15 protein-coding genes are annotated in these 11,322 nt (G+C 59.2%); 10 read left to right on the forward strand and 5 right to left on the reverse strand.

Going from position 1 to position 11,322, the window contains the following annotated elements; genetic code table 11:
• Positions 1-90: 90 nt before the first annotated feature.
• The 4 genes from NW844_RS10350 to NW844_RS10365 form a co-directional block, all read right to left on the reverse strand.
• Positions 91-1,086: an alpha-E domain-containing protein gene (locus tag NW844_RS10350; RefSeq protein WP_414335413.1), complete on the reverse strand. Its 996-nt coding sequence runs from the start codon at positions 1,084-1,086 to the stop codon at positions 91-93.
• Complete coding sequence (locus tag NW844_RS10355; RefSeq protein ID WP_414335415.1) at positions 1,080-2,912, reverse strand: hypothetical protein; 1,833 nt, start codon at positions 2,910-2,912, stop codon at positions 1,080-1,082. Before NW844_RS10355 ends, NW844_RS10350 begins: the two co-directional genes overlap by 7 nt.
• A gap of 1 nt (position 2,913) precedes the next feature.
• Positions 2,914-3,435, reverse strand: coding sequence for a cyclic pyranopterin monophosphate synthase MoaC (gene moaC / locus NW844_RS10360; protein WP_414335417.1), 522 nt, complete (start codon positions 3,433-3,435; stop codon positions 2,914-2,916).
• A 93-nt stretch (positions 3,436-3,528) separates the two neighbouring features.
• Entirely contained in the window at positions 3,529-4,020 is a 492-nt protein-coding gene (locus tag NW844_RS10365) for a Tic20 family protein (RefSeq protein WP_414335419.1), read from the reverse strand.
• 309 nt (positions 4,021-4,329) lie between these two features.
• Between NW844_RS10365 and NW844_RS10370 the strand changes: the two genes are divergently transcribed.
• From NW844_RS10370 to NW844_RS10380, 3 genes are all read left to right on the forward strand, one after another.
• A complete protein-coding gene (locus NW844_RS10370; protein ID WP_414335420.1) occupies positions 4,330-4,797 on the forward strand; it encodes a hypothetical protein in 468 nt (155 codons plus the stop codon).
• Between the two features lie 234 nt (positions 4,798-5,031).
• Entirely contained in the window at positions 5,032-5,466 is a 435-nt protein-coding gene (locus NW844_RS10375) for a hypothetical protein (protein ID WP_414335422.1), read from the forward strand.
• A 311-nt stretch (positions 5,467-5,777) separates the two neighbouring features.
• The gene (locus NW844_RS10380) at positions 5,778-6,254 is read left to right on the forward strand and encodes an ABC transporter permease subunit (protein WP_414335424.1); all 477 of its coding nucleotides are present in this window, start codon (positions 5,778-5,780) and stop codon (positions 6,252-6,254) included.
• Positions 6,255-6,316: 62 nt separating this feature from the next.
• Here NW844_RS10380 and NW844_RS10385 read toward each other — a convergent pair whose 3' ends face one another.
• Positions 6,317-6,835, reverse strand: a complete 519-nt coding sequence (locus NW844_RS10385; protein WP_414335425.1) for a MarR family winged helix-turn-helix transcriptional regulator — start codon at positions 6,833-6,835, stop codon at positions 6,317-6,319.
• A 556-nt stretch (positions 6,836-7,391) separates the two neighbouring features.
• On the opposite strand from NW844_RS10385, the gene NW844_RS10390 reads away from it, so the two are divergent.
• The 7 genes from NW844_RS10390 to NW844_RS10420 form a co-directional block, all read left to right on the forward strand.
• Positions 7,392-7,754 (forward strand): cation:proton antiporter subunit C, encoded by a 363-nt coding sequence (locus NW844_RS10390; RefSeq protein ID WP_414335437.1) that lies wholly within the window; start codon positions 7,392-7,394, stop codon positions 7,752-7,754.
• Entirely contained in the window at positions 7,747-9,204 is a 1,458-nt protein-coding gene (locus NW844_RS10395; RefSeq protein ID WP_414335427.1) for a cation:proton antiporter, read from the forward strand. The genes NW844_RS10390 and NW844_RS10395 overlap by 8 nt, the downstream gene beginning before the upstream one ends.
• Positions 9,188-9,592 carry a Na+/H+ antiporter subunit E gene (locus tag NW844_RS10400; protein ID WP_414335429.1) on the forward strand — a complete coding sequence of 135 codons (405 nt, stop codon included), beginning with the start codon at positions 9,188-9,190 and terminating at the stop codon, positions 9,590-9,592. The genes NW844_RS10395 and NW844_RS10400 overlap by 17 nt, the downstream gene beginning before the upstream one ends.
• Positions 9,589-9,840: a hypothetical protein gene (locus NW844_RS10405; RefSeq protein ID WP_011430584.1), complete on the forward strand. Its 252-nt coding sequence runs from the start codon at positions 9,589-9,591 to the stop codon at positions 9,838-9,840. The genes NW844_RS10400 and NW844_RS10405 overlap by 4 nt, the downstream gene beginning before the upstream one ends.
• 22 nt (positions 9,841-9,862) lie before the next feature.
• Positions 9,863-10,144 carry a monovalent cation/H(+) antiporter subunit G gene (locus tag NW844_RS10410; protein WP_414335431.1) on the forward strand — a complete coding sequence of 94 codons (282 nt, stop codon included), beginning with the start codon at positions 9,863-9,865 and terminating at the stop codon, positions 10,142-10,144.
• A gap of 9 nt (positions 10,145-10,153) precedes the next feature.
• On the forward strand, positions 10,154-10,675 hold the full coding sequence (locus NW844_RS10415) for a DUF4040 domain-containing protein (protein WP_414335433.1): 522 nt from the start codon (positions 10,154-10,156) through the stop codon (positions 10,673-10,675).
• Positions 10,672-11,322: Na(+)/H(+) antiporter subunit B (locus NW844_RS10420; RefSeq protein WP_414335435.1), on the forward strand; the 651-nt coding region annotated here is incomplete at its 3' end. The genes NW844_RS10415 and NW844_RS10420, both read left to right, overlap by 4 nt.

An 11,322-nucleotide genomic window follows, 5' to 3' on the forward strand; every position in this document is an offset into this window, starting at 1 on the left:
TTTGGGAGAGGGGCCGGGGGTGGTCGCGTGAGCGGCGCGGAGCGCTTGGGCTATCCCTTTGGGAGAGGGGCCGGGGGTGAGGGGTTTCGGCTAAGCTTGGCGCTGCAGGAGCAGAGGGGGGTCAGCCGTCTGCAAAGGGCGAATGGCAAAGAAACTTTCGTAGATGCAATCGCCAACGTAATTCATTTGCAATTGCAACTTGTCGAGAAATTCGTGTAAGCCCTGCTCCATAATATCGTCAATGGTGAGATAATCCAGCTCAGAGCGCAGCCGTCCCAAAGCCCGCTCACTGGGATCCCGCCAAGTATCAGCAGGGGTTCCAGTAATCTGGTGTAGGGAGCGATCGGCGTGAATGAGACAAAACTGAATGGAGCGGGGAAATTGCCGATCCAAAATCAGGAAAGAGGCCACCTCTCTAGGGTTAATGCGGTGTTGGCGGCTGTATTTTCGATACATTTCATAAGCGCTGGCCGACTTTAGGAGAGCAATCCACTGCAATTCATCCAGGGGCGTGCCCACATCCTGTACAGAAGGCAGCAAAATAAAATACTTAACATCCAGAATGCGAGCCGTTTTGTCGGCCCGTTCCAAAAGGCGGCCGATTTGTCCAAAGTGCCACCCCTCCCCGTGGGTCATGGTGGCATCCATCACCCCAGCAAAGAGATGGCTGGCCAGCTTGACTTCCGTGAAGAAATCGTGGAGCTGGCTCAGATGCGGCCACTGTTGAGCAGCTTCCTTCACCATTAAGTAGAAGCGATTCACCCGCTCCCACATTTCCGAAGAAATGATCTCCCGCACAGAGCGGGCATTTTCCCGTGCCAGCCGCAAGCAGGAAAAAATCGAGTTGGGATAATCCCTATCAAAAGCCAGAAACTGGATCACCGTTTCCTGGGTCGCCTGGCCGTAGCGCTGGTAAAACAGCTCCTGATCCCCAGTGGTGGAGATGATGGGATCCCATTGCTGAGCTGTGCCACTAGGTGAGTCGAGGATGAGGTTTAGGTTGACATCGATAAAACGGGCAATGTTCTCGGCCCGCTCCACGTAGCGGTTGAGCCAGTAGATGGAATCGGCCACGCGACTCAACATGGTGTTGCCTCCTCTGTTGTCCTCAACCCCAACAGACGGAGCAGCCGCCGCAGCTCCACCAGCAGCACTCCTGCCACGCCGGTCAGGATCCAGCCCAGCCAGTCCGCCGCCGTGCCCAAGTAGCGCACCTCCACGCGGTGCTCCCCCGGCGGGATCCGCACTTGCAACAGCCCTGGCCCGTTGTATTCAGCAGCTCTGAACCGTCCATCAATTTGTACCCGCCAGGCGGGGTAGTAAAACGTGCGCAAGACTACAGCTTGCTCCTGACCGGTGGGGTTAAGCGCCCGAAAGCGACGGTAGCCGTAGCGCCACTCTTCCACCTGGAGCCGCGCCGCCGGATCCTCTACCTCGCCTTGCCACTGCAGCAGCGGATCCACCTGTGGGGGCGGCATGGGCAGCGTCGCCTGGCGGGGCCGGTATTCCAGCGCATCCACCAGCGCCAGCCCATCGGGAAAGCGCCAGTGCATGTGCAAGAAAGCAATGCCCGGCCGCTCTTGGGGCTCGTTGGGGAACTGCTTGGCTGCAGCGAGTTCTTGAAAAGTTTGGACAAGCGGCGGATCAAAGCCGGCTTTGGACACCAGTTGCAAGCCCTGCCAGGTTTGGACTGCCATGGCCAGGCCGAGCCCCACCAGCAAAGGGAGCCGCCAGCGCTTGTGCCCCCATCCCCACCCAGCTAGAGATCCCACTAGCCAAGGCACGGTTACCGCCGTTACCGCCATCCAGCGCCAGGAGAACTGAATCCGCCGCAGGGGCAAAACCCACTCGTAGAGCCAAGCCAGCAGATCCGTCATCATCAGCAGCGCCACCAGGCTGGCTCCCAAGCTGTAGAGCAGGGTGGCTCTGGCAAGAGATTCGGCAGCACCACTTTCCTGGCAGGAGAAACTCCTCCCCGACCGGCGGGCCAGCCAAAAAACCAGGATCCCAACCCCTCCCAGAACCGCCGCCATCCAAACCCAGTACCCCACCAGGTTGCTCTCAAACCAGTGCTCTGTCCAGCGCGGCTGCAGCTGCATGAGCCCGCTCACCATCAGGCGATGGTGGGGCGTATACTCCTCGGTAAAGTTGACAAAATCCACCTGGACATGCCGCTGATCCCAAAAGGCTGGCAGCAGATAAAACGCCGTCCACCCCAGCCCCAGCCCAAACCCCAGGTAGCAGCGCCCCACCCTGGGCCAGAAGGGATCCCTTCCCCCCAACACCCAAGGCAGAGGCAGCCAAATCAGGGTAAACACCAGCAAGGTGGGCAGGTGGGACAGCGCCAGCAGGCCATAGCTCAGGGCCAAAGCCGCAACCGGCCAAAGGGCCTGCAACCGGCAGATCGTCTGCAGCGAGGCCCAGAAAATCCAGGGGGAGACGGCAATGGCCCACACTTCCCCTATGGCTCCCCGTTGGTAGATATCCACCAGCCAATAGGGGCCGGCCATGCTCAGCAGGGCCAAGACCAGCGCCAAAGCCCAAGGAAGCACCTGCCGCAGCAGAAGGTACAGCCCCAGCCCCAAGACCGCCATCGCTAGGCCCATGCTGGCCACCAAAGAGCCGAGCATGTCCAGCCCCAGGGCTCGAAAGGGCAAAGTGGCCACCATACACAGGGGCGGATAGAAGGCAAAGGTGGGGTTGCCATAGCCAAAGTTGGAATACTCCAGCCAGCGGGGGTAAAACTGCCCGCCGAAAAACTGGCGCTGATACTGGAAGGCCCAATTGAGATTGAAGTGGGTGGAATGGGTGATGGGGTAGCCCCGCTGCAGCATTGGCCAGAGCAGTGCCAGCACCCCGGCCAGCAGCGCGATCCCGATAAGCCCTCCCGGTTGGTGCAACCTCTTCAACATCTCACTGGGACGGGCTATTCTGATCGAACCCAGAAGGCCCGGAACTTCCCCCATACTTGCACAACAGGCGGATATTCTCGATCACCATCGCCTTTTCCAAGGCCTTGGCCATGTCGTACAGGGTGAGGGCAGCCACTGCAACCGCCGTCAAAGCCTCCATCTCCACTCCGGTCTGAGCTGTGGTTTTTGCCGTAGCGGTGATCAGAAAGCCGGGCAGGTGGGGATCCGGATCCAGATCCACGGTGATGCTGGTCAAGGGGAGAGGATGACACAGCGGGATCAGATCGGCAGTGCACTTGGCGGCCATGATCCCGGCCAGCCGAGCCGCTTCCACCACATTCCCTTTGGGCCCTTGACCGGCCAAAATGGCCTCTAAAGTCCTTTCTGACATGCGTACCTGCCCTTGGGCAGTGGCCAAATGGGCAGCCAGGGGCTTGTGTCCCACTTCCACCCTCTGTACCCGACCGGAAGCGTCCAGGTGGGTGAGGGTTGGGCCAACATCAGAGGTCAAATCCGACGGCACCCCAGCCTCCTGCAATCCTTGAAAGCTGCAACAGCCGGCTCAGGCTCCAGTGAAGTCGTCAAATCAGCAACCAAGCCCTCAACTTGAGAACTGTTAGTAGCGAATCCAAGCATAGGCGGCATCGGAGAGCACCGGCACCTCGGCATAGTGACCGCGCACGTTCTGCACCCAAGCATAAAGGGTGACAGCGATTACCCCAAGCAGGGCAGTGGTGGCCAAAATGCTGACAAGCGCCGCCAAACCAAGGCTGCCAAAGAGCATAGCGAACACCTGCATCAACACTTGCACCAAAAACAGGGCAATGTTGAGCAGCAGCGCCTGCATCGTGTTGAAGCGAACAAAATGGGCGACGCGGCCGTTGCGGATTACGAAAAAGAGTAGGGCAAAAAACAGCCCCATGCCCAGCCAGCCCGTGGCCAGAGGCAGCAAACGCAGCAGCGGACTAAAAATGGGGATCAAACCTGGCAGAGATTGAAACAAACCAGAGGGCACAAAGCCGAAGGGCAGAGCCGATACCAACGGCAAAAGGTAGGGAAGGGATCCCCAGAGCCGATCGATGGGAGTGATGTTGCCGCGCCAGGTCATAATCCGTCGATCCCCTTAGTGCAGTGGCCATTGAAGCAAGTTTGCCGGTCGGTGCGCTCTCGGAATCCCTAGATGGGAAGAAGAAAGCGACACCCGAGCTTTGGGCCTATTGTAGTCGATGGATTTTGGCGACTCAACACGCTCGACCGCAAGCCGGCCTCAGCTTTCGAGTGAGCAGAACAAATAATTATTGAGTGGGCAAGTGTTCACGGTGAGCATCCTCCTTCATCCGGGCTGGTATAATCGCTGGCAATTCCTTTCTCCATCACCGGTCTTTTGGGTTCTTTAAGTCTTTTTTCGGCTTCGACCATGAAGATTTCCTCCTTTCCTGTTGCCCGCCTTGTGGGAGCTTTCCTCTGGCAAGCTTGGTCTGGTCTCATCGGCTTTTTCAACGACCGCCTGCTGCCGGAGCGCTTCCACGTTCGTCCTGAGACTTTGCCGGAGGGGCTGGCCCAGCTTTGGGCCCGTTACCTGTGCTACCGGCAAGCTTCTCGTCCAGGGGCAATCCAGTTTCGCGGCTTGACGGTGGAGCCTGGACGGGATCTGCGCTCGGCTCGTCTTGAAGCTCGTCCGGTCCGCTACCGCGGCTGCCCTGTGGAGACGGTTGCCCGCTGCGGGGATCCCTCTCCTGCCGGCCAACTTCTCACTGAAAAAGCTTTTGTGCCTCCCTACTGGAGACTGCTCAATACATTGCGCTTGAAGTTGAGCCTGGCCGATATCGATCGCTATTCGGTCACCCCGGCTCTGCAGCGGGTTTACCGTGGCCAAGTGTTCTAGCGGTTTATCTCCCTACGGGTGGCTGACCCCACGGTTGAGGCGCTGCCGCTGGTAGATGTTGGGTTGACCAGCTTGTTTCTCCTGAGCAGCGGGGGGAGGAGCTCCAGATACCCGCCACCTTTAGCTAAAAGCCGCAGGAGCCCCGCTCCCTACCGCCTAGCGGTCGGAGTTGGGTAGTTTACAAGTCCTTGAGCTGCAAACAAAAAGGCTCTGAAAGACCAAGAAAAAGCTAAGGTGGTGCGGCAACGCGCCCGCATCGCGAACAGCCGGGGAGATTTTCTGCACCACCTTAGGACTCGATGGGTGCGTGAAAGCCGAGCCATCGAGGTGGAAGAGCAGGCGGTCGGCAATGGGCAGGCATCCCAAGCGGGCTCAATCCATGTTTTTCGGTCGATGCTCGAGCCAATTTTAATCGGGTTGAGCGCTGTGCTCTGGGGCGGTCTCTGGGGCTACGCCACGCTGCTGATCGTGTTGGTGAACTTCAAGGAGCAGGGATCGGTTTACGCCTACCCCATGCAAGTGGTGTTGGATCGCTTTGTGGAATCTTTGGGGCTGGACTGGCTCAAAGCTTTGCATGCCATGCAACTGAAGCCGCTGCGCCAGATCAGCTATGCCCTGTTTGGCGCTGTCACCTTAGGGGTGGTCTGGATGCTTTGGGTGTTGGGGTGAGGCAATGAACGCTGCTCAACTGGTCGCCATTCTCTCTACTGCCATTGCCACCGCCACACCGTTGGTTTTCGCCAGTGTAGGAGAAACCATCACCGAGCGAGCAGGGGTGATCAATCTCTCCGCAGAGGGGACGATCATGCTGGCTGCCATGGTTGGGTTCGCCGTGGCCAAGCTGACGGGAAGCCTGGTGTTGGGCTTTTGGGCTGCCGCTGCTGGGGCCACTTCTGTTCCGAAGGGATCTGCTGCTGTATGCCAGCTATGCGCTGATTGGGGGAACTTGGTTCTTTTTTTATCGCACCCGGCCTGGCCTGATGCTGCGGGCCATGGGAGAACAGCCGGCAGCAGCCTTTGCCCGTGGCACCGATGTCATTTTCTGGCGCTATGTCTACACCCTCGTGGGAGGATCCCTGCTGGGCTTGGCAGGAGCCGCTTTTTCGCTGGATTTCAAGGCCGGCTGGAGCCACCGACACACAGCAGGTTACGGCTGGATTGCTTTGGCCATCGTCATCTTCGGCGGCTGGAACCCCTTACGGGTGGCCTTGGGGGCCTACCTGTTCGGCATTTTGCAGTCCTTTGCCGGGGTTGCCCAGACCACCATCCGCGCCGTGCCCGCCCAAGTTTTTACGGTGGCTCCCTTTGTGTTGATGATTTTGGTGTTGGTGTTCACCTCCGGGGAATGGTGGGAGTACGGTCTGCGCGGGATCCCACCTCGGCTGCGGCGCTGGATTCAGCAGGCGGCGCGAGCCACTCCGCCGGCAGCCCTGGGACAGCCATTTGAACAAGGCTAGAGACCCGGCTCGGGGAGTCTCTGGTCAACCGGCTCAATTAAGAGAAAATCTAAGGGTGCATCCTAGAAAATAGCGTGCAGCTTTTTGAGACAGGCCTGGATCTCCGCCAGCTCGGAGGGATCCAACTTTTGGAAGCGCTCTTTCAAGTAGGCGATGTGGGCCGGAAAAATTTCCTCAAACAGTTTCTCCCCCGCCTCTGTCAGCACGACCCTGAAGCAGCGGCGGTTCTCTGGCGGCACTTGCCGGCGCACCAGCCCCTTCTGTTCCAGACGATCCACAATGCCGGTCAGTGTCCCTTTGGTAACCAGGGTTTTTTGGGCCAAGACATTCATGGTCATGCCGGGAGTGTTGCCGAGGGTCACCAACACATCAAATTGGGGGGCGGTCAGCCCCATTTGCCGAATGTGAACCCCGGCATAATTTTCAAAGGCTTGGTAGGCCCGCACCAGATCCCGCACCACCCCCAAAAAAGGCTCACGGGCCGCCAGAATTGTTCGCGTCGACGGGACGGAGGAGTCTTCAGGCTTGCGAACCTCGCTTTCCGGAACGTCAGGCAGGGCAGGGTCGACAGGAGTGGGCATAGTTGAAGATCGCTGAAGGGGACTCACCCCCAGAGGAAAGTCTCGGCTCCATGATAGCCGACTGTAGTATAGTTCTAACGCAAATTAACGATGCTTCCGGCAGCAGCTCCAACCGTATCCGCATCCAGGGGCAGGACTGAGCCAGGATGGAGGCTTTTCCGGCGGGGAGGGTCTCGACGACCTGTCGCTCACAAGGGAGCTGCTGCTGCAGAACCCAGAACTTCGTCCCACTAGCATAAGTAAAAACAGCCTAAACTGCGAGCAGCCCCCATTGATTCTGACTTTGCTATGAGAGGTGTATGACCAGGATCCCACCAAGCCCCAGAGCTGACCGGCAGTTGGCTCAAGCTGCCTACCTGGATCTGCAACTCTTTCGACTTCGGGATCCGGCCTTGTTGGGGAGATTGAGATCCCGGCAGGGTTGCAACCTGCCACAGACTGTCTGGCACCGGCCCTCTAGCTGCTGCGACCGCGGAAGCTGGATACTGATCGCGTAAGCGGGACGAAATGAACGACTTAGCAACCGGATGGCTCGAGCGCAGCAAGCGAGGTGCCCATGTTAAATGCCGCCATCACCCTCACGATCTTCCTTGGCTTTTGGGGAGTCGTGGTCAAGCGCAATCTCATTATGAAGATCCTGGCCATGGATGTCATGAGCACCGGGGTCATCGCCTTCTTCGTGATCTGGGCCGCCCGCAGCGGTGTGTTCACCCCTATCTACAAGCCCTGGCGCGAGCTGGACTATGCCGACCCCGTACCTCAGGGGATCATTCTCACGGCCATCGTCATCGGTCTGTCGGTACAAGCCCTGATGTTGGTGGGGGTGATGAAGTTGTCCCGCAACCATCCCACCCTCGAAGTGGAGAGCATCGAACAGGCGGTCGCGTCAGCGGGGCGGAGCACTTTTACCGATGACTGAGCTGACGCTAGTCTGGGTGGCGCTACCCTTTTTGTTTGCCTTTGCCACCTACTTGATGCCCGCCTTGACCCGTCCCAGCTTGGTGGGGATGGCCGCGCTGACGGTGGCCTATGCAGTGTACCAGGGGGGGTTGCCGGGAACAACTGCGGCGCCGTTAGAGCTTCAGTTGCTGGATCACTTCGGGGTGACGCTGCGGATCGACGCCAACGCAGCAGCCATGCTCTTGGCCCATGGACTGATAACGCTGGGGGTGGCGCTGTATCTGGATCGGCGCTTTGTGGGCAGCCGCTTTCTGGCCATGCAGTTGCTGATCGTCCACGGCAGCGCCAACGCCGTCGTCATCAGCGCCGACCTGATCAGTGTCTATGTTGCCCTAGAGGTGCTCAGCATTGGTGTGTTTTTGCTGCTCACCTACGGGCGCCGGGCTGAGTCCCAGCCGACGGCAGGGGATCATCGCGACCGCCAGCTTTGGGTGGGGCTGCGCTACCTGTTCATGAGCAATGTGGCCATGCTCTTCTACTTGATGGGCGCAATCCTGGTCTACGTGCGCACCGGATCCCTGGCGATGAGCAGCCTGGCCATGGCTACCCCCACGGCTTTGGCGCTGATTGCCGTGGGTCTTTTGGCCAAGGGGGCGGTCTTCGTCGCCGGCCTGTGGCTGCCCCTCACCTACATCACCGCGGATCCCGTTATCGCGGCGGTGCTCAGCGGCTTTACGACCAAAGCAGGTGCCATGGCCTTGGTGCACTGCAGCGAGGCTTCGCCGGCCTTGGCCCAGGGGTTGTCCTACTTGAGCGCCGGCTCAGCCGTTTTTGGGATCCTCCTGGCTTTGATGGCCAGCACGCCCCAGCGCCTTTTGGCCTGGAGCTCGGTCTCGCAGATGGGATTTGTAATTGCCGCCCCTCAGTGGGCAGGTTTGTACGGCCTGGCCCATGGGTTGGCAAAGCCTCTGTTGTTTGTGGGGACGGCGATAACGAGTCGCTGGCGCTGGCCGATGTTGATCTTGGGGGCGGCCTCTCTGGCAGGGGTGCCCGGCAGTTTGGGGTATGCAGCCAAGGCCCTCACCTTGTCGGCTCTGGATCCCTGGCACGAGTGGCTGCTGGTTGGGGTTACCATCGGCACCACCTGTGTGGCTGTGCGAGTGCTGCGGTCATCTCCTTCTCAAATCAGCGGGAACATCCCCTCCAGTTGGCAAGACCAGGCGGCCTTGGCCCTTTGGGGCGGCGGCTTGCTCTGGGGCTGGCTGCCGGCGGCCTACGACGTCGATAATCTCCTTAAGGCACTGCTCAGCTTGGGTGCCGGGATCCCCCTGGGCTGGTTTTGGGAGCGGATCCCTTGGCAGAGAAGGTCGGTGAATGAGGGGCTGGAGGCTGTGGTGGGCGGCTTGAGTGTGGTGTTGGTGTTGGTTTGGGTTTTGTTAGCTGGGTGGAATTATGGGACGCTACCCTGAGTTGGGCTTACTGGAAATTGGCCTGCGGCTTTTGATTTGGTTCCTGCTGACGGGCAATCTGAGCTGGGACAATGTGGCCATCGGGGTGGCGGCGACGCTGCTGCTGCCTCGTCAGGCCTCTGCGCCGGTGCGGTGGCGGGATTGGGGACGGGTGCTCAAGGAGATTGTTTTCGCCGTTCCGAAAGCTTACTGGGAGGCCTTTGAGATGATCCTCAGGCCCCACACCGTAGAGGAGGTTGTATACAAACAAACTCTCCCCAATCGTTCGGCGGGGCTGGTGTTTCTCGATATCTTTTTGATTACTTTTACGCCCAAAACCATTGTGCTCAATTGCGATGCCCAAGGCACCTACGAGGTGCATCTGCTCAAACCACGGGAGGAGGCGTGAACCTACTGCTGTTTCTGCTGACTTTGACCCTATGCCTGCCGCTGTATGCCGCCTGGCTGAAGGAGGATATTTGGCAGACGATGCTGGCTTTTGCCAGCTTATCCACCAAGACGGCCATCCTGGTTTTGGTGGTATCCGTGGTGCGGGATGACTGGATGATCGGGATCGTGGGGGTCTTGATTTTGTCGGTGGGTAACGCGGCCCTGATGCTGCTGGCCCACGTGCTCAAGCGCTTGGAAATGCTCTAAAGATATTCTTAGTCTGGGGAATATGGAAATCTTAATGGAAGCTCTCAGCTATCTTCTGTTTGGGATCGGGGTGCTGTTTTGGCTGTGGGGAACGGCGCCGCTCCTTGGGGATCGCTCGATTTTGTTTAAGCTGCACGGCCTTTCGGTGTCCGACACCCTGGGATCCATGAGCATCATACTGGGGCTGTTGCTGCGGATCCCAAGGGAGTGGCCTCTGCTGGTGTTGGCGCTGATTTCCTTGGCCATTTGGAACACCATCTTGGGCTATGTGCTGGCGTTTTGCTCGCAGCGCAAGTCCCTATAGGAGGACAGGATGGAAGAGACCTTGTTGCTGGTGATCGCCCTGCTGCTGCCCTTGACGGCAGGCTTGGTGGTGACCCAGACCAATCCCTATCATGCCTTGGTGATGCGCGGCATTCTGGGATCCATCGCTGCTCTGATCTATGCCTTGTTTGGGGCGGCGGATGTGGCGCTCACCGAGGCGCTGGTGGGCACCATGCTTTCCATTACGCTCTATGCCATCGCGGTGCGTTCCTCGTTGAGTATGCGCTTGGGCGTTCTCGAAGGCAGTCCTGTGTTGGAGGCCGGTACCTCAGCAGCACAGCAGTTGTTACAGCAGATGCGCCAAGCACTACAGCGGTACCACATGCGTTTGGAGTTGGCCGTCTATGGGAGTTCAGAGGCCTTGTTGGCTGCCCTTCACAGCCGAGAGGTGCACACCATTGCCCTTGAGCCCGATGAGGAGGTGGCAGAGTATCGCTTGGTAACGCGCGTGCCCCGCCTGCAGGCCATCTTGGCGCAACAAGCCCTGCTTTCTGAGGTCTTCTTGCCATGAGGTGGTTGTATGGGGTGGCGGTGCTGCTGGCAGCATTGCAGCTCGTGGTCGCCGATGCAGGAGCTGTTTTGCCTGCTGTTGAACCTGTATCGACTCTAGCCGGAGAAAGCGGCGTGCCCAATACGGTGACAGGTTTGATCTTGCGCAACCGCCTTTACGACACGGTTTTCGAAGTAGTTGTATTTTCCGCGGCAATTCTGGGCGCGCAATACCTGCTGGCGGATGAGCGACCGACGGCCAATGTAGCTCAATTTACCGACATTCCCTCGATCGTGCTGGCGCGGGTGGGGGCCACCATTTCTGCCCTGATTGGGGTGGAGCTGGCCATTCGGGGTCACCTGACGCCGGGTGGGGGGTTTGCCGCCGGCGTGGCGGGAGGAACGGCAATTGGCTTGGTGGCGATCACCGCCTCTTCGACCTGGATGGAGGCCATCTACAAGCGGTGGCAAGCCGCGATGTGGGAGAAGCTGTCGGTGGTGACGTTTATCGGCGTGGCTGTCATCGCCCTGGCCGGTTGGGAGCTGCCCAAGGGCGAGCTGGGATCCCTTTTCAGCGGTGGCTGGATCCCGATTCTCAATATTTTGGTGGCGATCAAGGTGGCGCTGGGATCCTGGGCGGCAATCTTAATTTTTATTCGCTACCGCGGC

Origin of the sequence: Synechococcus sp. H55.2 (assembly GCF_047462495.1) — a bacterium.
GTDB lineage: Bacteria > Cyanobacteriota > Cyanobacteriia > Thermostichales > Thermostichaceae > Thermostichus.

Coding starts and splice junctions, on each gene's coding strand:
- NW844_RS10350 (WP_414335413.1), bottom strand. CDS start 1,086: ATGTTGAGTCGCGTGGCCGATTCCATCTACTGGCTCAACCGCTACGTG.
- NW844_RS10355 (WP_414335415.1), bottom strand. CDS start 2,912: ATGTTGAAGAGGTTGCACCAACCGGGAGGGCTTATCGGGATCGCGCTG.
- NW844_RS10365 (WP_414335419.1), bottom strand. CDS start 4,020: ATGACCTGGCGCGGCAACATCACTCCCATCGATCGGCTCTGGGGATCC.
- NW844_RS10370 (WP_414335420.1), top strand. CDS start 4,330: ATGAAGATTTCCTCCTTTCCTGTTGCCCGCCTTGTGGGAGCTTTCCTC.
- NW844_RS10380 (WP_414335424.1), top strand. CDS start 5,778: ATGCTGCGGGCCATGGGAGAACAGCCGGCAGCAGCCTTTGCCCGTGGC.
- NW844_RS10385 (WP_414335425.1), bottom strand. CDS start 6,835: ATGCCCACTCCTGTCGACCCTGCCCTGCCTGACGTTCCGGAAAGCGAG.
- NW844_RS10390 (WP_414335437.1), top strand. CDS start 7,392: ATGTTAAATGCCGCCATCACCCTCACGATCTTCCTTGGCTTTTGGGGA.
- NW844_RS10395 (WP_414335427.1), top strand. CDS start 7,747: ATGACTGAGCTGACGCTAGTCTGGGTGGCGCTACCCTTTTTGTTTGCC.
- NW844_RS10400 (WP_414335429.1), top strand. CDS start 9,188: ATGGGACGCTACCCTGAGTTGGGCTTACTGGAAATTGGCCTGCGGCTT.
- NW844_RS10410 (WP_414335431.1), top strand. CDS start 9,863: ATGGAAATCTTAATGGAAGCTCTCAGCTATCTTCTGTTTGGGATCGGG.
- NW844_RS10415 (WP_414335433.1), top strand. CDS start 10,154: ATGGAAGAGACCTTGTTGCTGGTGATCGCCCTGCTGCTGCCCTTGACG.